Annotated in this window: 13 protein-coding genes and 2 tRNA genes; 9 read left to right on the forward strand and 6 right to left on the reverse strand. The window is 46.1% G+C overall.

Going from position 1 to position 19807, the window contains the following annotated elements; all coding sequences use genetic code 11:
- The first annotated feature begins 3 nt into the window (after nt 1-3).
- On the forward strand, nt 4-3234 hold the full coding sequence (locus COR50_RS18465) for an error-prone DNA polymerase (RefSeq protein WP_098195362.1): 3231 nt from the start codon (nt 4-6) through the stop codon (nt 3232-3234).
- Between the two features lie 582 nt (nt 3235-3816).
- On the opposite strand, the gene COR50_RS18470 is transcribed toward COR50_RS18465, so the two are convergent.
- Together COR50_RS18470 and COR50_RS18480 are read right to left on the reverse strand one after the other, a co-directional pair.
- Nucleotides 3817-5088, reverse strand: coding sequence for a site-specific integrase (locus tag COR50_RS18470; RefSeq protein WP_098195363.1), 1272 nt, complete (start codon nt 5086-5088; stop codon nt 3817-3819).
- Between the two features lie 236 nt (nt 5089-5324).
- Nucleotides 5325-5397 (reverse strand) — tRNA-Lys (locus tag COR50_RS18480).
- 217 nt (nt 5398-5614) lie between these two features.
- Between COR50_RS18480 and COR50_RS18485 the strand changes: the two genes are divergently transcribed.
- The 4 genes from COR50_RS18485 (at nt 5615) to COR50_RS18500 (ending at nt 11091) form a co-directional block, all read left to right on the forward strand.
- Nucleotides 5615-6427 (forward strand): SDR family oxidoreductase, encoded by an 813-nt coding sequence (locus COR50_RS18485; protein WP_098196313.1) that lies wholly within the window; start codon nt 5615-5617, stop codon nt 6425-6427.
- A 177-nt stretch (nt 6428-6604) separates the two neighbouring features.
- Nucleotides 6605-7432, forward strand: a complete 828-nt coding sequence (locus COR50_RS18490; RefSeq protein ID WP_098195365.1) for an SAM hydrolase/SAM-dependent halogenase family protein — start codon at nt 6605-6607, stop codon at nt 7430-7432.
- Entirely contained in the window at nt 7429-7746 is a 318-nt protein-coding gene (locus COR50_RS18495; RefSeq protein ID WP_098195366.1) for a putative quinol monooxygenase, read from the forward strand. Before COR50_RS18490 ends, COR50_RS18495 begins: the two co-directional genes overlap by 4 nt.
- Before the next feature lie 123 nt (nt 7747-7869).
- Nucleotides 7870-11091 carry a protein O-mannosyl-transferase family gene (locus COR50_RS18500; RefSeq protein WP_098195367.1) on the forward strand — a complete coding sequence of 1074 codons (3222 nt, stop codon included), beginning with the start codon at nt 7870-7872 and terminating at the stop codon, nt 11089-11091.
- 485 nt (nt 11092-11576) lie between these two features.
- Here COR50_RS18500 and COR50_RS18505 read toward each other — a convergent pair whose 3' ends face one another.
- Entirely contained in the window at nt 11577-12728 is a 1152-nt protein-coding gene (locus COR50_RS18505; protein WP_098196314.1) for a TIGR03364 family FAD-dependent oxidoreductase, read from the reverse strand.
- 224 nt (nt 12729-12952) lie between these two features.
- Nucleotides 12953-13783: a sugar phosphate isomerase/epimerase family protein gene (locus tag COR50_RS18510; RefSeq protein ID WP_098195368.1), complete on the reverse strand. Its 831-nt coding sequence runs from the start codon at nt 13781-13783 to the stop codon at nt 12953-12955.
- A 158-nt stretch (nt 13784-13941) separates the two neighbouring features.
- Between COR50_RS18510 and COR50_RS18515 the strand changes: the two genes are divergently transcribed.
- From COR50_RS18515 to COR50_RS18530, 4 genes are all read left to right on the forward strand, one after another.
- A complete protein-coding gene (locus COR50_RS18515; RefSeq protein WP_098195369.1) occupies nt 13942-15036 on the forward strand; it encodes a vWA domain-containing protein in 1095 nt (364 codons plus the stop codon).
- Between the two features lie 28 nt (nt 15037-15064).
- Entirely contained in the window at nt 15065-16576 is a 1512-nt protein-coding gene (locus COR50_RS18520) for a sigma 54-interacting transcriptional regulator (RefSeq protein WP_098195370.1), read from the forward strand.
- A gap of 131 nt (nt 16577-16707) precedes the next feature.
- Complete coding sequence (locus COR50_RS18525) at nt 16708-18012, forward strand: Gfo/Idh/MocA family protein (RefSeq protein WP_098195371.1); 1305 nt, start codon at nt 16708-16710, stop codon at nt 18010-18012.
- 53 nt (nt 18013-18065) lie between these two features.
- Complete coding sequence (locus tag COR50_RS18530) at nt 18066-18794, forward strand: 3-keto-disaccharide hydrolase (RefSeq protein ID WP_098195372.1); 729 nt, start codon at nt 18066-18068, stop codon at nt 18792-18794.
- A gap of 508 nt (nt 18795-19302) precedes the next feature.
- Here COR50_RS18530 and COR50_RS18535 read toward each other — a convergent pair.
- Both COR50_RS18535 and COR50_RS18540 read right to left on the reverse strand, forming a co-directional pair.
- Nucleotides 19303-19530 carry a hypothetical protein gene (locus tag COR50_RS18535; protein ID WP_098195373.1) on the reverse strand — a complete coding sequence of 76 codons (228 nt, stop codon included), beginning with the start codon at nt 19528-19530 and terminating at the stop codon, nt 19303-19305.
- A gap of 147 nt (nt 19531-19677) precedes the next feature.
- Nucleotides 19678-19751: transfer RNA gene (locus COR50_RS18540), tRNA-Cys, on the reverse strand.
- Nucleotides 19752-19807: the final 56 nt, after the last annotated feature.

The following is a 19807-nucleotide window of genomic DNA, read 5'->3' on the forward strand; positions in this document are numbered from 1 at the left end:
CTGATGCACTATACGGAATTACAAGTAACGACGAATTTCAGCTTTCTGCGTGGCGGCTCACACCCGGAGGAACTGGTGGCTCAAGCCGCGGAATTAGGATATGATGCCCTAGCCATAACGGACCATAATACCCTTGCCGGCATCGTGCGGGCGCATGCCGCCGCCAGGGAGAAGAATATCAGGATTATTCCCGGCTGTAGGCTTGATCTGCAGGACGGCCCTTCCCTGCTGGCATACCCGACCGACAAAGCCGCCTACGCCCGCCTTTCAGGCCTGCTCACAGTAGGCAACTTCCGCACTGAAAAGGGCAACTGTCTGCTTTACAAATCCGATGTGTATCGGTACCGCGAAGGCCTGCTTTTCATCGTTATTCCCCCGGACAGCTTGAACCTGTACTTTGATTTTGAAGAAACATTTAAGGCGGCTTTGCGTGAGTACCGGCAGGTGCTGGGTCAGTGCCTTTACCTGGGGATGATGCGCTCTTACCAGGCCGATGACACGAAACGCTTGTTCCGCCTCTCCCAACTGGCAAAGGACCTGGATGTCCCCCTGATAGCGACCAACGATATTCACTATCATGAACGGGAGCGCCGGGAGTTGCAGGATATTTTAACCTGCATCCGCGAGAAATGCACGATATACAATGCCGGCTTCCGATTGTTTCAGAATGCAGAACGCTATATGAAACCGGAGCCTGAAATGCTGCGCCTGTTCCGCCAAAACCCGGATGCCATTGCCCGTACCGGGGAAATTGCAGCGGCCTGCCGCTTCTCCCTGGATAGCCTGGAATATGTTTATCCCGAAGAGATCACCGGCGGCGACAGGACGCCCCAGGAGGAGCTGGCTTTGCTGACCTGGCAAGGTGCGCGGGAGCGCTATGGCGGGCAGGTGCCGGAAGCGGTATGCAAGGCGATCGATGAAGAGCTCGCTTTTATAAGCAAGAAGAATTATGCAGCTTATTTCCTGACGGTTCATGACCTCGTGTGTTTCGCCCGCTCCCGGCAAATTCTTTGCCAGGGACGTGGCTCGGCGGCGAACTCTGCGGTCTGTTACTGTTTGGGGATTACATCCGTAGATCCGGTAAAATTCAAGCTACTTTTTGCCCGTTTCATGAGTGATGCCCGGGATGAGCCGCCAGACATCGACGTGGACTTCGAGCATGAGCGGCGCGAAGAAGTCATGCAATATATCTACGGCAAGTACGGCCGTGACCGAGCTGGTATAGTGGCCACCGTAACTCGGGTACATTGGAAGGGAGCAATTCGGGATGTGGGTAAGGCTATGGGTCTTTCCGTTGATGCGGTAGACAGACTTTCAAAGTCCGGCTACGAACTTACCACCGAATGGCTGGAAGGGAAAGCCTCCTCCTCGGAAGGCTTTGACCCGGGCGACCCGCACCTGCTTAAAGTATTGGAACTAACACAGCAGTACATCGGATTTCCCCGGCAGCTAGGTCAACATACTGGTGGCTTTGTGATCACCCAGGGCAAGCTCTCCGACCTCTGCCCGGTGCTCAATGCCCGTATGGAAAACCGGAGCAATATCGAATGGAACAAAGATGATATAGAAGCCCTCGGTTTCCTGAAGGTAGATGTGCTGGCCCTAGGAATGCTGACCTGCATCCGCAAGGCCTTTGACCTGGCCCAGCAGCATTACGGGCTGGAATTGACGCTGGCCAGTATCCCGCAGGATGATCCGGCAGTGTATACCATGATCAGCCATGCCGATACCCTGGGTGTTTTTCAGATTGAGAGCCGGGCCCAGATGTCGATGCTGCCCCGGTTGCGCCCAAAATGCTTTTACGACCTGGTAATAGAAGTTGCTATCGTAAGGCCCGGCCCCATCCAGGGTGATATGGTACATCCTTACCTGCGCCGCCGTAATGGTGAGGAACCGGTGGAATATCCTTCAAAGGAACTGGAGGACATCCTGGGCCGAACACTCGGTGTCCCGCTCTTCCAGGAACAGGCCATGGAGATCGCTATTGTAGCCGCAGGCTTTACCCCGGCGGAGGCAGACGGGCTGCGCCGGAGCATGGCCACTTTTAAGGCTAAAGGAAAGGTGAGCGATTGGGAGAAGAAGCTAGTAGAGGGTATGATTGCCAAAGGATACAAAGAAGATTTTGCCCGACGTGTGTTCCGGCAACTGGAAGGCTTCGGCAGCTACGGCTTCCCGGAAAGCCATGCGGCTAGCTTCGCCTTGCTGGTCTATGTCTCTTCCTGGCTGAAGTGCTATTACCCTGATGTTTTCGCGGCGGCGCTGCTTAACAGCATGCCGATGGGTTTTTACCAGCCGGCCCAGATCGTCATAGATGCGCAGAAGCACGGCGTTAGCGTGCTGCCGGTGGACGTGAACCTGTCCACATGGGATCATAGATTGGATGAGCGTAAGGGAAAGTATTACCCGCTGCGCCTCGGCCTGCGCCAGGTCAAAGGCCTAAAGGAAGAAGAAATGCAGTTGCTGGTCTCCAAAAGACAAAGCCCTTACCACAGCATCAATGAGCTTTGCGATGCCGGAGTCGGGATGGCCGCCCTGGAGAAACTGGCTGATGCAGATGCTTTCCGATCCCTGGGGCTGGACCGCCGGCAGGCCTTATGGGATGTTACAGCACTCTGCGATCATCCTACAGGCTTATTTGAAGGGCAGCCTTCCGGCAGTTCTCACGAAAAAGCAACCCTGCTGCCTGCAATGTCGGCGCCGGAGCATGTCCTACAGGATTATAGTGCTTTATCCTTATCACTGAAAGCCCATCCCGTCAGCTTCGTACGTAGGCAGCTTTATCACCAGGGTATATTACCAACAAATGAACTGAATCTCTGGCCGGACGGTACCATGGTAAAAGTTGCGGGATTGGTATTGGTCCGGCAACGCCCGGCGACCGCTACGGGCGTATGTTTTATCACTATAGAAGATGAAACCGGTACCAGTAATCTTGTGATCTTTCAAAAACTATTCGATAAATACCGCAAGGAGATTGTCCGTTCTACTTTGCTGATGGTTGAAGGTAAGCTGCAACGGGCAGGGGAAGTGACACATGTAATCGTCAAGAGTTGCCATGACCTATCAGGGTTGCTCAGCGAACTCAATATTCCGACCCTTGCTATACCGGATGTTCAAACCTTATCCCGCGCTGATGAAGGCAAGGATACTGATTATGAAGGTAGTGATAAGCATGTGAAGAAACCAGCGGTGGTGCAAGGAGAGATATTTCCAGGGGGAAGAAACTTCAAATAATGATTGTTGAGGCTTAATTAACAGTACAAAATAGAACAAACTCCCTATAAATCTACCCAAGGAATGGCAATTACACTTTCAATATTTTTGAATTCTGGATAAGCGGTTGGTTGACAGTTACCACCAGTTTGTTGATTGCTGAACTATTCTCTTTTGAGGTTCCCTATATCCCCGCTAAACTTGGCAGCTACTATATCAGCATAAATTTGGGTTATAGATATGTTGGTATGTCTCATTATTTTACAAGAAATTCTTTCGGCATACCATTGGAAAGCTTAACAGTTCTCTCAAAAGTGCTATTCGAATTGTTTGAAACGGGTTAAAGTAATGGTAGAAGTATTGGGGGTTGGAAAAGTGTATTCTAATTTAGAAGAACTAGAATGAAGCCAATGGGCAAATTCAGGTTAAAGTTTAATTTCTGGACCTTATTATTTCGAGAAATAATAATCAGTAATGAAGGTGATTTACAACCCAAACAACTATGCCTTATTGAGTTAACCCAAAGAAGTGAATATTGGATATAAATACGAGTAAAGCCAATTTAAGTTCTTCAAGTAAACGGGAAATGGCTCCCAACCATTCTTACACCGCTGGTATTCTAAGCTTTCCTCCTTCATCGAAAAGCTCATCCTTAAGTCCATTCATTTCCCTGGCCATTCTCTTCTTTTTGATTCTGGCGTAGCGCTGAGTAGTCCTGATGGACCTGTGGCCGAGCATGGTCTGTACCACCTCCAGGGAAATACCTTGTTCCAAAGCTATAGTAGTAGCGAAAGTGTGACGGAAAACATGGGTCGTCAATTTCTTTTTGATACCGCACAAATCGGCTATTTCTTTCAGGTAGCCATTATACCGGGAGTTGCTGTTGATCGGCAGTAATGTGCCTCGTTGCCGGCAGTAGGGGTGATCGGTATATTTTTCGATCAGGGCGGCGGCAATGGGCAGCACAGGCAGCAACTCTTTCTCACCGGTCTTGCCCCTGGGCTTCTTCAGCCATTTTTCTCCGTTTACAGTGATATAATGCTCCGGCCCCAGGGCATAAATGTCCTGGTAGGCAAAGCCGGTAAAGCATTGGAATATGGAAGCGTCCCTTACCTCTACCAGCCTGTCAATCGTCAGCTCTTTATTGTAGATAGCCAGCACTTCATCCATTTCTAGCTCTTCTATGCCCGGGTCCTCGTAGGTGCAAACAAATTCTTCCATAGGATTATTAAGAAGCCAGCCTTTACGCTTGGCCATCTTCAGTACCTGCTTCGTGTCTTTTACTAGTTTCATGGCGGTATTGTTGGCTAAATCCTGTTCGATCATTAAAAAATCCAACAGGTCGTCAGCAACCGAAACAGGAAGTTGCCGCAGCAGGACATTCTCTTTTTTGAACTGATGTTTTATAAACACCTTGATCTTATTTCTGTTGCTGTTCCACTTACGCAAAGTTTCGCCAGAACGTTTCTTTATCTTTACAAGTTTCTCAAAACGGGTGATAAAATAGTCGAAGGCTTCCAGGAAGGAAACTTCCTCTATGGGGTCAACTGGGATGGCAGGCCGCCCTTCGTAAAGGTTCTTCACCATTTCCGGGGTGACGTATTGATATTGGGCTTGTAAAGCGGTGAAATGCCGGTCAAGATCGACTTCTGCCTGGCTGATCTTCCTGTTAATGATCTTTACCTCCGGGTCTTTTCCTAATACCTGTTTGTTTTTTTCATCCCAATTATCGGGATGCACTTTGCGGCTTAACGATATTTCTGCCTTTCTACCGTCAATGGTTACACGAATATAGATCGGGGCTTTGCCGTCTTCGGATCTTCTGGCAACGCTTCGTTTAAGCCAAAACAGGATGGAGATATCTTGCTTGCTCATAGCTACTTGTTTTTATGATGGTTAAGAATGAAATCATTTGAAATTCTTTGTGTTTTTTCAAGTGTTTCAAACTGCCATCACACATTCGGTTACCTAAAGTTGAGGTTTTTGCGTGGTAACCGAACAGGTAACCGAACAGGTAGCTATAAACTGATTTTCTTTGATATGCAATTTTTCGCAAAGCCGCTACAGCGGCATATATAAACGAAAAAAGGCATTCCTTAGAATGCCTTTCGTGATCCCGCTGGGACTCGAACCCAGGGCCCATACATTAAAAGTGTATTGCTCTACCAACTGAGCTACGGAATCAACCTCTTAATTTTCTCACCGTTACATCTCTGTTTCGATGGGAGTGCAAAAGTAGGAAAAAAATAATTCCTTCCAAATTTTTTGAATATTTTTTTGAATCGAAGTAATCCACATCTTCTGAAACACCCTACTACACAGCATTACAACCTTGTTGATAAATTCTTCTTTAGATAACGGTACGCCTCTACTATTTTTGCATCACATTTATCATATAGCAATGAATCAATTTTTTCAACATAAAGTTGTCGTCGTTACCGGGGGTACTTCCGGCATCGGTAAAGCAATTGCTGAAGAAGCGTTGAAGCTCGGCGCTGCCGTCGCGGTTTGCGGACGTAAGCAAGAGGCTTTAGATCAGTTGCAGGCAAGTTTACAATCCAATCGATTACTTACCTGCGTTGCTGATGTGAGCAAGGAGGAAGATTGTAAACGTTTTATCGAGCAAACTTTACAGCGTTTCGGCCGGCTGGATATACTCGTCAACAATGCGGGCATCTCGATGAGGGCCTTGTTCAAGGATGCCGAAGTGAAGGTGTTGCAGCAATTGATGGATATCAACTTCTGGGGAACGGTGTATTGTTCCAAGTTCGCCTTGCCCGAGATCATCAAGCAAAAAGGCACCATCGTAGGCGTCTCTTCCATAGCGGGTTACCGCGGCTTGCCCGGCAGGACGGGTTACTCCGCTTCCAAGTTCGCGATGCAGGGTTTCCTGGAAGCCTTGAGAACGGAGAACCTCCATACCGGCGTGAACGTGATGTGGGTTTGCCCGGGCTTCACAGCTTCGAATATCCGCAACACCGCTTTGAACCAACACGGCGCGGCACAAGGTGATACGCCGCTCGATGAAGGTAAGTTGATGAGCTCGGAAGAAGTGGCGCAACATACGCTGAAGGCCATCGCCAAACGCAAACGCACGCTCGTGCTGACGGGACAAGGTAAATTGACCGTTTTCATGAGCCGCATGTTCGCTTCCCTGGCCGATAAGTTGGTGTTTAACCACTTTAAAAAAGAACCCGGTTCTCCTTTACAATAAATTTTTATTAAGATTCTTGCCAAAAATTATGCTGCATAACCTGTTATGTATGTATATTTTGACTTTATTTGCACTTATATTTCTATCCGAAAAACCTAACCCATCCCCAAAAGTGATGCGATAGGCTACCCGGAAGAGAACCACATTTGAAACTAGAGATTGGAACGGGACTGACAAATGGCAATAATTACGCTTACATCTGATATCGGGTTACAAGATTACCTGGTGGGTGCTATCAAGGGGCAACTCTTGCAGTACTGCCCGGGGCATCATGTAATGGATATCTCGCACCAGGTCTCCCCTTTCAATTTGCCGCAAGCGGCCTATATCTGTAAAAGCGCTTTCCGCCACTTCCCTGCCGGTACTTTCCACTTGGTATTGATCAACTTGTTCGATAAAAAACCGGAACATATGTTGATCGTGCCTTACGATGATCAGTTCCTCGTTTGTGCCGACAATGGTCTCATCACGATGTTGATGGGTGAGAAGCCGAAGGAAGTTTACAAGATCCCCTTGGCGGACAACAGCCCCAGGAACACGATCCAGATCATCCGCATACTGGCCGCCACCCTGCAACAGCTTATAGATGGCAAATCATTGGAAGCCGTCGGCAGCAAGGATGACAACATCATCGAAAAAAAAAATCTGCAACCGCTTACAGGTGAAGACTATATAGAAGGACAAATCATCCACATCGACAATTTTGAAAACGTGGTGGTCAACATCACGCGCGAACAGTTCGAACAGCACAGGCAAGGTCGTAAGTTCGCGATTTATTTCAGGAGGGATGAGGTGATCAACAATATCAGCGAATCCTACCCGGATGTGCCGGAAGGGCACAAACTGGCGCTTTTCAACGCGGCGGGCTACCTGGAGATCGCCGTCAACAAGGGGAATGCTGCCGGGCTGTTCGGGCTGCAAGGCTTTGATCGCGGGCAATTGATTCAACCCACGCCATACACCCAACTATCTTTTTATCAAACGGTAAGAATTATTTTCGAATGATTTTACGCATCGTTAAAATGATCTTCGACCCCGGTAAAACGGGCGAATTTGAAGCTTTATTTGCCAGGCAAAAAGAGGCGATCCGCAATTTTCCCGGCTGTACCCACCTGGAATTATGGCGGGAGTCGCCCGGCGGTAATATTTACTTTACCTACAGCCACTGGAACAGTCCTGCCGACTTGGAATCTTACCGCCACTCCGAACTTTTCAGGGAAACTTGGGCTGCCACCAAGATCCTCTTCGCGGGCAAACCGGAGGCATGGTCGCTCAACCGCGTGGCCGGGCCGGTGGCAGGAGCTACAACTCCCCTTTAAGATAAATCCTTGAACTATAAGGAATTTGAAATAAATTAGATATTTATAAAACGTTAAAACTATTGTAGATACTAGCTTAATTAGTTAGATTTTCTATTTTTGTCCGAATCTTAAAACGACCTTATGAATTTTAACAGGATCAATAACATCGTGGGCTGGTTGGTTTGCATCTTCGCTTGCGTTGTTTATTTAATGACCATGGAGGCTACCGGCAGCTTATGGGATTGTGGGGAATTTATTTCGGCTGCTTATAAAGTGCAGGTGCCACACCCGCCCGGCGCTCCCCTGTTCGTATTGATCGGTAGGATGTTCACACTGCCTTTTAAGCCAACTGAAGCATCCCTGGGGATCAATATCATGTCGGCTTTATCGAGTGGTTTCACGATCTTATTCTTGTTTTGGACGATTACCCACTTTGCCCGCCGCATCGTACAAAAAGCGGGACAAACGCTTACCGGTAACCAGGTTACGGCTATCATGGGTGCGGGAATCGTGGGGGCAGCGGCTTATACCTTCAGTGATTCGTTCTGGTTTTCTGCTGTTGAGGGCGAGGTGTACGCGATGTCTTCCCTGTTCACTGCCGTTGTTTTCTGGGCCATGCTCAAATGGGAGCATGAGGCCGATCAAAAATACGCGGATCGCTGGATCATCCTGATCGCTTACCTGATGGGGCTTTCCATCGGTGTGCATTTATTGAACCTGTTAACGATCCCGGCCATGGTCATGATTTACTACTTCAAGAAGAACAAGGGCGCTACCAAGAACTGGGGCATCTTCTGGGCTTTCATGGTAGGTTGCTTGTTGACCGGCTTAGTTCAAAAATTCATCATTCAAGATACTATTACCGTTTCCGGCATCATGGACGTATTTTTCGTGAATACGTTGGGATTGCCTTTCTTCAGCGGTTTCACCTTCTACTTCTTAGCGATTTTCGCCGTGATGATCACCGGGTATTTCAAACCGAAGTTCGGTTTGTATGCGCCGTTAATCCTGGTGGCTTCGGTATTCTTTATCCCGGTATTGGATCCGGGTGGCAGCGGTGGTGCCAAGATGTTAAAAGTTATCTTAGGTGCATTGACCCTGACTTTGCCAACGATCTTGAAGAAATTTGATATCGATTTATCTATCCATAAAATCAAGCATTTCGTTCAATTGACAACTGCTTGTATCATCTTCTTGCTCTTGGGTTATTCTACTTACGTAACTACCTTGATCCGCTCTTCTGCGAATCCAAGCGTAGATATGTATAACGTGGACAACCCCGTTTCCCTGGTGGGTTACCTCGGCCGTGAGCAATACGGTGATTTCCCTTTGATCTACGGTCAAGTGTTTACTGCCAGTCCAACAGATTACAAAGAAACCGGCAACGTGTATATGAGGGGTAAAGATCGCTATGAAATTGCCGGTAAAAAGATGAAACCTGTTTATGATTCCAAGGATATGATGCTGTTCCCGCGTGTTTGGGATGCCAGCAACGAGCAAGGCCACGCGGATTATTACCGCTCCTTCCTGAACCTCGGCAAGGATGAGAAGCCTAATTTCGTTGATAATATCAAGTTCTTCCTGGGTTACCAGGTGAACTTCATGTACATCCGTTATTTCCTCTGGAACTTCGCGGGTAAACAGAACGATACGCAATGGAGTGGCAACGTGAGGGATGGTAACTGGATCTCCGGTATTGCCCCGATTGATAATGTTCTTTACGGTGATCAATCCGAAATGCCTGATAGCTTAAAGAACAACAAGGCGCACAACAAATACTATTTCCTTCCATTGATATTGGGACTGGTAGGATTTTTCTACCAATACAAACGTCATAAGAAAGATTCTTTAATCGTATCACTCTTATTCTTCTTTACGGGCCTGGCGATCGTATTATACCTTAACCAAGCCGGTAACCAACCGCGTGAACGGGATTATGCCTACGTAGGCTCTTTCTATGCCTTCGCGATTTGGATCGGCTTAGGTGTATTGTCGATTTCCGAATTTATAGAGAAGAAATCGAAATTTAAGATGTCGGCAGTATTAGCTACCGTGCTGTGTTTCGTGGCTGTGCCCTTGCTGATGGGCTTCCAAAACTGGGATGATCATGATCGTTCGCAAAAATTATTAGCCCGCGACGTGGCAAAAGATTACCTCGAATCCTGTGCCCCGAACGCGATATTATTTACCGTTGGTGACAATGATACGTACCCGCTCTGGTATGCTCAAGAAGTGGAAGGCATCCGTCCTGATGTGCGTGTCATCAACCTCAGCTTGCTGGGTGTAGATTGGTACATCGATCAACAACGCAGGATGGTAAACCAAAGTCCTGCCATACCGATGACCTGGTCAGCCGCAACTTACCGGGGCGATAACAGGAACTATGTGCAGTATGTCGATGCAGGGGTATTCCCGCAGGATCGCTTCTACAACCTCAAGGAAGTAATGCAATTCATCGCTTCCGACGATAATAGGGCCAAGCTTAGCACCAGCAGGGGCGATAAGATGAACTACTTGCCAACTCAAAAGCTGTTCATCCCCGTGAACGTGGAAGAAGTGATTAAGAACGGTACCGTTAGTATCGAGGACAGCGCTAATATTACGCCGCAAGTAACTTTCCAATTGACGAAGAACTTCTTGTATAAAAATGATTTGGCATTATTGGATATCATTGCTGCCAATGACTGGAAACGCCCGATCTACTTTACCGGTCCTACCGGGTTAGGTTTAGAAGATTATCTGCGCGTGGATGGCTTGACTTACAGGCTGGTACCGATCCGCCGCCCGCAAAGCGACGAGATCTTACCGGGCTTGCAAGACAACATCAACATCCCGGTAATGGAGAAAAACTTGATGACTAAGTTCGACTTCGGTGGTGCACAAACGCCGGGTACTTACTTCGATGAGCCTAACCGCCGCATGTTGCAAGTTATCCGCAACGCTTACACCAAGGCAGGTGTTGCTTTATCTAAAGTTGATGAGAAAGAACGTGCATTGAAGCTCCTGAACCGCATGGATACTAACATCCTGGATCAGAACTTCCCTTACGCGATGACATCACCGGGGAACATGCACAACCTTTATTCAATGGAGGTAGTTTATGCTTACTACTTAGCAGGTGATTTCAAAAAAGGCAACGAGATCAGCGATAAGATCATCCGTGATTTATCACAGCAACTGAATTATTACCAAAATCTGCCGAACAGCAAGATGACGGGCGACCTGCGCGATGATGCAATGCGCGCGGAAAGATTCAAGCAGATGCTCGAACAGATGAAGCAAGAATTTGCTAAAACACCAACAACATCGCCAACTTCAGTTGATGGTCATCAACAGATCAATACGATGGATTCTTCGAAATAGAATCGTCTAAATAATAAAAGCAAATCCCGCTTGAGATTTTTACTTAAGCGGGATTTGCTTTTGTCGGTTTTTGAATGGTCACTCCGATCCCGAGAATCTTTGCTGGTTCGAGCTTCAAAGCTCGGACCCACGCACAATTGTCAACATTTACAATTGTACCGGAAACCAAACAGTACGTACTCATTGCACGACGAGCCTCCTGGCTGGTTCGAGCTTCCAAGCTCGGACCCACGCACAATTGTCGACATTTACAATTGTACCGGAAACCAAATGGTACGTACTCATCGCACTGCGAACCGCCAATTGTTGGATTCCTAATACTGTAGATCAAGATCTTTTACCAGTAGAACGTTCTCCCGGCCGGGAGTCCGAGCTTGGAAGCTCGAACCAGTTATCATTCCAGGTAATTCAAAATAATCAGAAAAATGGCAATGCCCTATTACAAGGCATTGCCGAACACATATTTCAACTGTTCAATGAAATATCTACTGGAAAATTTCCGCGGTACTTTTCGCGGTAAAGCCGATGCTTGCCGTCATCCCCTTCCCGCCGATGGCAGTACGGATATGAATACGTTGGCCCAAATCGGCGTGGAAAATATTGTCCTTGTGTTGCGGATAATATCCGGCCCAGGTTTGCGCTATTTGTTTAACATCAAAATCCACGATCCTTGCAGCCTCCATTAGCATCAGTTCATTGATGTATTGATTCAATTTAAAACCCAGGTCATCCGCTTCGAAGGCTGCGGCATATTCATGCGAATCCCCGATGATAATGCTACCATCTGCCGCTTTCTTAAACAAAATATGAATACCCCAACGTTTCAATTCATGGTAATGATCGGGGATAGAAATTTTATGAAAAGACGGGCAATGTGTTTCAAAGCTCTCGTACCGGCGGATCGTTAAGCCGGTCAGGATATTCCCTTCCAATGCAACTTCCGGCATCGGGACGGTACGCATCATCTGCAATTTGCTTACTACTATACCACTTTCCCGGAATACGCCCGGGAATAACAATTTAAATTCATTGCCGCTGCAAATCACCACCTGTCCTGCCGTGTACATTCCCCTGCCCGCGGTCAGTACTTTCACATCACTACCTTTATCTTCGCAATCTACAACAGGTACATTGTAATGAATTTCAAAATTTTCAAAGCGTTCCTTCATCCATGATTGGATCTTATAAATCAAAACATCGGGCTCCACGGAAACCTCTTGCGGGAAGAATAGCGCTTCTTTTGCATAAGAAGATTTAATAGCAGGATATTTTTGTAAGATTTGATCCTTGGTTAATAATTGCGAGGTATAATTCTTAGCATCGAAATGAGCTTTCAATTCATGCAATAATAGTTGTTCATCATCATCAGAAGCAATATAAACGCTTCCGTTGTTACGGATCGAAATATCCATCTCTTCCTGGATCGATTTATATACTTCCAAACCCTGCCTGCCGTATTCAAACCATTCATTGGCCATTCCCGAAGGTACCACCTGCCCAAAATTGCGTACCGTAGCTCCAACCGGATAATTATCCCTTTCAAATAACAACACCTTCTTTCCCATCATCAAAGCATGGTAAGCATGGAATGTTCCCATGATCCCACCACCAACAACTATTAAATCAAATTTATTCACCAATTGTAATTTATTTACAAATATTAAAATTTTATTGAGCAATATTAAACACTTGAATGAAAATTACCGGGAAATCCAGGTTAACAATATATTAAATTAAAAGGAGCTCGATGATGTATCATCCTTATTAAACCCTTGTATTGGTCATGTCAAGATGCAGAATTAAAAAAGGCGACAATGTAAATTGCCGCCTCTATAAAATCAATAATTTATAATAGAATCAACTACAATAACGACCTGAAATTTGCTACACTTTGTTTTACTTCCGGCACGCTATTGTCCCAATGGTATTCATATTCCGCTGAGATTGGCCCCTTGAAACCTATTTCTTTCATCGTGGCCATGATGGCAGGGATATTGCTGGTCCCTGTATTCCAGATAACATCATGCGCCCTGCGGGATTTTTCGTTCAAATCCTTGAAGTGCATACTGAACACATGGCCTTTCAATTTTTTCAAACACTCGATCGGATCTAAACCGGAACGTACCCAGTGACCGATATCTGCACAAGATCCCATGTATTGGCTGCGCCCTTTTATCGCTACCAAAACGCTATCGGGATGCCAATAATGGCTGGGTTTGGGATGATCGTGCATGGCCAGGTGGATTTTAAATTCATCGCAAAGCGAAGAAACGAGATCTAAATCGCTATCCTTCGGTTCAGAGTTAATTACTTCGATACCCATCGCCTTGGCAAATTCAAACAATTTGCGCCAATCGGCCGGGCTGCTGGGAACAACCACGCCATAGGCTACCAAAGTAAGACCTTTACTTTTAATCAAACCGAGCACCTTGGCGCGGGTTGCAGCGTCCATCTTAAAATCCATCGTCCCTTCAATACCGCCGCCAATTTTTTGACCGGGATAACATTCCACGTACTTCAAGCCGCAGGAATCGATCTTGTCCAATGCTTCCGCCAAGGTAAACCTGTTGAAGGTATATGCCTGGGCGCCGAGTTTCCAGCCCAGTTGTTCCGCCTTATCTTGCGCCATCGCCATGCTGCCCATCAAAAGGAAGCAGATGAGAAACAAGCTATTTGCTAGTTTTTTAGTCATAACATGAGAATTTTGTATGGTAATTGGCAGAAAATTAATGGTATTATCCTAATAAAGCAAGATTCGAGGTTAAAATATGTTCAAACATTTAACCGAAACCTGGCCTATGGCTGAATTGTTTTCCTTAATTTAGGTGTAGATAATTTAGATTAAGGGTTATGAGAGGAATAGTTTTTTCACGGTTCGATCCGAACGAAAATGCCCGCTCCCCATTTGACAGGTTGCTCAGTTTCTTCACTCAATTACTCACTTATACGAGCGGTGATTTTAATGAAGCCTTGCAATGGCTCATGGAGCTTGACAAACAGTATCAATTAACCGATAAAAATTATGGAATCGGTGATTTTTTAAACGATTTAAAAGAAAAGGGGTACATACAGGAAAATGAACTTTCGGGGGAAATAACCATCACCCCAAAAACAGAACAAACCATCCGCCAAGGTGCTTTAGAGGAAATTTTCGGTAAACTGAAAAAATCGACACAAGGCAACCATACCACCCGCAAACCGGGTTTAGGCGATGAAATTAATGCCGAAACGCGCCCTTACAACTTCGGTGACCCGCTGGAAAATATCGATATGACGGCTTCGATCCGCAACGCGCAAATCAATCACGGCGTGAATATCTTCGATATGCAGCAGGATGATCTCGAAGTGAGGGAGACCGACTTCAAAACGCAAACATCCACCGTGCTGATGATCGACATCTCGCACAGTATGATCCTTTACGGCGAAGACCGCATCACACCGGCCAAGAAAGTAGCAATGGCTTTAGGGGAACTCATTACCACGAGGTATCCCAAGGATACGCTCGATATCATCGTTTTCGGGAATGATGCCTGGCAAATCCAGATCAAGGATCTGCCTTATTTGCAGGTCGGGCCTTTCCATACGAATACCGTGGCCGGATTGGAATTGGCAATGGACATTCTCAGGAGGAGAAGAAACCCTAACAAGCAGATCTTCATGATCACCGATGGGAAACCTACCTGCCTGAAAATCGGTTCGCAATATTATAAAAACAGTTTCGGGTTGGACAGGAAGATACTCAACCGTACTTTGAACCTCGCCGCGCAATGCAAGAAGCTCAAAATACCGATCACCACTTTCATGGTGGCTACCGATCCTTACTTGCAGGAGTTCGTTAATGAATTTACCGAAACTAACAGCGGGAAAGCCTTTTACAGCGGCACCGACAACCTGGGCAAGTTCCTCTTCCGCGATTTCCAAAGCGGGAAAAGGAAATTTTATTGATTCATTTTAAAATCGGAAACAGAACCGGATGCAACATATAAAAACGTTAGGAGAATTGAAGAAAAGCGGTTACAAAAGCCGCTCCGTAAAAGAGGAAATCAGGGAAAATCTTATCACCCATTTAAAAAGCAAAACACCTACCTTCCCGGGTATTATCGGCTATGAAGATACCGTGATACCGGAAACTGAAACCGCTTTATTATCGAGGCACAATATATTATTCCTCGGTTTGCGCGGGCAAGCTAAAACCCGCATGGCCCGCCAAATGATCGACTTCCTCGATGAATTTATCCCGGTAGTGGCCGGTAGCGAGGTGAATGATGATCCTTTTGCACCATTATCGAGATATGCGAAAGATCTCATTGCCGAAATGGGCGACAAAACGCCCATCGAATGGCTTTCCAGGGAAGAAAGGTACGGCGAGAAACTGGCTACGCCGGATGTTTCCGTTGCTGATCTCATCGGTGATATCGATCCTATTAAAGCGGCTCACCAGAAGTTGAGCTATGCAGATGAAAGGGCGATCCACTTCGGGATCATACCGAGATCGAACCGCGGCATTTTCGTCATCAATGAATTACCCGACTTACAAGCCAGGATCCAAGTGGCTTTGTTTAATATTTTACAGGAAGGCGATATCCAGATCCGTGGCTTCAAATTGAGAATGCCGCTGGATATTTTATTCGTATTTACAGCGAACCCGGAAGATTATACCAACCGTGGCTCGATCGTTACGCCTTTAAAAGATCGTATCGAAAGCCAGATAATTACCCACTATCCCAAGGACGTGGAAAGCTCGCTACTCATTACGGAGCAAGAGGCGAACCTTTTACCGGCACAGGAAAAAGTGGTGCATGTTCCCGACATTCTCAAGCGCTTGATCGAACAAGTTGCCTTCGAAGCAAGGAACAGTGAACTGGTGGATAAAAAAAGCGGCGTATCCGCCCGTTTAACGATCGCCGCATACGAAAACCTGGTAAGCGCCGCGGAAAGAAGAAGCTTGATCAACAAGGAAAAAACGACGATGACGCGGATATCGGACTTACACGGCATCATCCCGGCAATTACCGGGAAAATAGAATTATTGTACGAAGGTGAACAAGAAGGTGCGGCACAAGTAGCCTACAACCTCTTGGAAAAAGCCATCCGCAATTTATTCGCCCAGTACTTCCCCAACCCGGATTCGTTCAAGAAGCGCAAACAACCAATCGATCCTGCTTCCAACCCTTACCGCCCGATTATTCAATGGTTTGACCAAGGTAATAGTTTACAGGTATTACAACATTGTAGCGACAAACAATGGGAAACCAACCTGAAGAAAGTAAACGGTTTGAAAGAGTTGATCGATGCGCGGTTTTCCGCCGCCAATAACAATGAGAAATTATTGATGATGGAATTTGTATTGCATGGCTTGGCCGCTTATTCCTTGATCAGCAAGAAATCTATGGATAATAGCACTACCTTCTCCGATCTGCTGGGCACGATCATGAACTTCGGCAGCGATATTGAAGAAGATGAAGATGATCCGTATAACATTTAAAACTTGCCAAATTGTTTATATACCCTGGCCCACCATTCATAAAAAATGGTGGGTATTTTTTTATATTGGAACATAATTTTGTTTATCTTGTTAGCCACTGTCTTTTTTTCCACGTAATAAATCTTTTCATTATGACAGGCTTTTCTCGAAGAAACTTCATTCGATCGGCATCGACGATTCTTGCCGGCACAGCACTTCCCGGAGCATTACATGCAATACCCAGGATCAGCGCCAATGACAAAATCAATGTTGCAGCTATCGGCATCAACGGTATGGGCTGGACGGATCTAAGCGCCATGCTGAAACATCCCGAAGCACAATGCGTAGCTTTATGTGACGTTGACAAAAATGTATTGGACAAGCGGGTCGCGGAATTAGCAACAAAAGGAATCAAGGTTAAAGCTTACCACGATTACCGCGACTTATTATCCAACAAGGATATCGATGCAGTTATCATCGGCACACCGGATCATTGGCATTGTTTGCAAATGACGGATGCTTGTGCCGCCGGGAAGTCCGTGTACGTTGAAAAACCTATCGGTAACTCGATCGTTGAATGTCGCACGATGGAAGCTGCACAACAGAAATACAACTCCGTAGTGCAGGTTGGGCAATGGCAACGCAGCCAGCAACATTTTGCGGATGCCATCGACTTTGTACATTCCGGTAAACTCGGCCAGATCAGGCTGGTCAAAGCTTGGGCTTACATGGGCTGGATGAAATCGATACCGGTAGTAGCTGACGCTGCCGCACCGGCGGGGGTAGATTATACAACATGGCTGGGCCCGGCCACCAAGCGACCATTCAATGCCAACCGTTTCCATTTTAACTTCCGCTGGTATTGGGATTACGCAGGTGGGCTCATGACGGATTGGGGTGTACATTTACTCGATTATGCCCTTTATGGCATGAAAGCACAATTCCCTAAGTCGATCATGGCCGCAGGTGGAAAATTCGCTTATCCCGATGATGCCGCCGAAACACCGGATACGCTAACAACCGTTTACGAATTCGATGGCTTCAATTTGCAATGGGAACATGCAACCGGAATTGACGGTGGACCATACGGACGGGATCACGGAATTGCATTTATCGGGAATAAGGGCACCCTGGTGCTGGATAGAGGCGGTTGGGAAGTGATACCCGAAGGCAACAAGATGGAAGCCGTACCGCGCCAAAAGAAAATGGATGACGGCGTATTTTTACATACTAAAAACTTCCTGGATGTAATAAAATCTAAAAACCTGGGGCAACTGCATGCACCTATACAAGTTGGGGCACATGTTGCTGTAAATGCTCAAATGGGAAACATCGCCTTTAAAACGAACCAGAAAATTCATTGGGATGCCGCGAATGATCGTTTCCAGGAACAGGCAGCCAATGAATACCTTGCAGCTAAGTATCATAATGGTTATAGCATTCCCAGAATTTCATAACAAAGGATAAGTTAATAATATCAAATTTTAACATACAAATATTCGATACAAACATGCGTAAAATCACTTTTACAGCAGCGCTTGCCCTGGTAACATTCATGGTGCAAGCCCAGGACAAACCGGAAGATACCGAAGTTTGGAAGCCTGTTCCGAAAGTTATCCAACCGGGCACTTCAACGAACACGGCTCCATCTGATGCGATCATTTTATTTGATGGTAAAAACTTAAATCATTGGGAATCTGAAAAAGGCGGCCCTGCCCAATGGACAATTTCCGGCGGCGCCATGACCGTTAAAAAAGGAACCGGCGTTATCAAATCGAAAGAGAAGTTTGAAGATTTTCAATTGCATATAGAATTCCGCACCCCTGAAAAAGTGGTAGGTGAAGGGCAAGGCCGTGGTAATTCCGGCATCTTCATGCAAAGTTATTACGAGCTACAAGTATTAGACAACTACAATAATGTAACCTATTCAAACGGCCAAGCCGGTAGTTTCTATAAACAAAGAATCCCCTTGGTAAACGCCTGTAAAAAACCGGGAGAATGGCAAACTTATGACGTGATTTGGACTGCTCCGCGTTTCAATGAAGACGGCAGCCTGAAATCTCCGGCGAGAGCCACCGTATTACAAAACGGCGTACTAGTACAAAACAACGTATCATTGGATGGCGAAACCCTTTACATCGGTAAACCATCCTATAAAGCCCATGGCGCCATGCCCTTCATCTTGCAAGATCATGGCAACCCGGTAAGCTACCGGAACATATGGGTAAGAAGACTTTAAGTCAATGTGCATTTTAAAAACGAGAAAGGGGTTCGCTGTTATGGGCGGCCCCTTTTATCTTTATAAAAGATGATGATAAAAAGACATTATTGTCCGACTAAATTTTCAATGAAAAAATTATCATCGCCACAATAGTTCGATTCAATGTCCACCTGCACATTTCTTTGTACTTATTAGCTTGCCCAAAAAATGTACCCAAAAAGGACATAAATTGGCCATCACGGCCGCCAATTTGATCGCTCGATCCAGCTTTTGTGCTACTGTATGGCTTCGCTATCAAAGGTGCGAAGCGCCACCGTTTTCTTGGCGGGGCTGAATAGATCATCCTTCGTTCATGTCCTTGACCAGGTAAGGGATCCGAGTAAATTTAATGCAATTTTAGCCGGGCAAGAACGATAAAAAGACATTAAAATGTAAATTAAAAAAGAGTATCAATACCCCAACAACACACTACCCTCCGCAACCAACCGTGAAATCCATAAATCCTTCTAAAAATCCGTGAACGTAGTTAGGATTTATTACGTTCCTTCATCTTAATACCCGCGATCAGCCCGATAAAAGCCAGCAAAACGAAAGCCGAGCCCAACAAGTAATACACGTTACTACTACGCATGGCGCCACCATCGGTCATTTTCTCAGGCGAAGTATTAAAACCCGCGATCAGGAAACCCGCTCCCGCGAAAAAGAAAACGATCAAACCGATGTAATACGAAGGCTTTGGGCGACTATTTTTCATGTATGGAAATTACGATGAAAGTATGATATCAATATAATTGTGGTGAGGATTTTACAAATGGATGGGAAAAGAATCAATATGAAAATTATGTAGTAGCTTCGAAACTTCCATGAACAAAAAAGCCGCGACATGATCGCAGCTTTCTCTTGGAGGTCCCGAGCGGATTCGAACCGCTGTAGGAGGTTTTGCAGACCTCTGCCTAGCCACTCGGCCACGGAACCATTTTTGTTCGTTGGGATTGCAAAAGTAGTAAATTTTGGATATTTGCCAAATCTAT

The sequence above is a fragment of the Chitinophaga caeni genome (assembly GCF_002557795.1).
Taxonomy (GTDB): Bacteria; Bacteroidota; Bacteroidia; order Chitinophagales; family Chitinophagaceae; genus Chitinophaga; species Chitinophaga caeni.

Excerpts from the sequence above, each read along its gene's own strand:
- COR50_RS18465 (WP_098195362.1), top strand. The coding sequence starts at position 4 with ATGCACTATACGGAATTACAAGTAACGACGAATTTCAGCTTTCTGCGT.
- COR50_RS18470 (WP_098195363.1), bottom strand. The coding sequence starts at position 5,088 with ATGAGCAAGCAAGATATCTCCATCCTGTTTTGGCTTAAACGAAGCGTT.
- COR50_RS18485 (WP_098196313.1), top strand. The coding sequence starts at position 5,615 with ATGAATCAATTTTTTCAACATAAAGTTGTCGTCGTTACCGGGGGTACT.
- COR50_RS18490 (WP_098195365.1), top strand. The coding sequence starts at position 6,605 with ATGGCAATAATTACGCTTACATCTGATATCGGGTTACAAGATTACCTG.
- COR50_RS18495 (WP_098195366.1), top strand. The coding sequence starts at position 7,429 with ATGATTTTACGCATCGTTAAAATGATCTTCGACCCCGGTAAAACGGGC.
- COR50_RS18500 (WP_098195367.1), top strand. The coding sequence starts at position 7,870 with ATGAATTTTAACAGGATCAATAACATCGTGGGCTGGTTGGTTTGCATC.
- COR50_RS18510 (WP_098195368.1), bottom strand. The coding sequence starts at position 13,783 with ATGACTAAAAAACTAGCAAATAGCTTGTTTCTCATCTGCTTCCTTTTG.
- COR50_RS18515 (WP_098195369.1), top strand. The coding sequence starts at position 13,942 with ATGAGAGGAATAGTTTTTTCACGGTTCGATCCGAACGAAAATGCCCGC.
- COR50_RS18520 (WP_098195370.1), top strand. The coding sequence starts at position 15,065 with ATGCAACATATAAAAACGTTAGGAGAATTGAAGAAAAGCGGTTACAAA.
- COR50_RS18525 (WP_098195371.1), top strand. The coding sequence starts at position 16,708 with ATGACAGGCTTTTCTCGAAGAAACTTCATTCGATCGGCATCGACGATT.
- COR50_RS18530 (WP_098195372.1), top strand. The coding sequence starts at position 18,066 with ATGCGTAAAATCACTTTTACAGCAGCGCTTGCCCTGGTAACATTCATG.
- COR50_RS18535 (WP_098195373.1), bottom strand. The coding sequence starts at position 19,530 with ATGAAAAATAGTCGCCCAAAGCCTTCGTATTACATCGGTTTGATCGTT.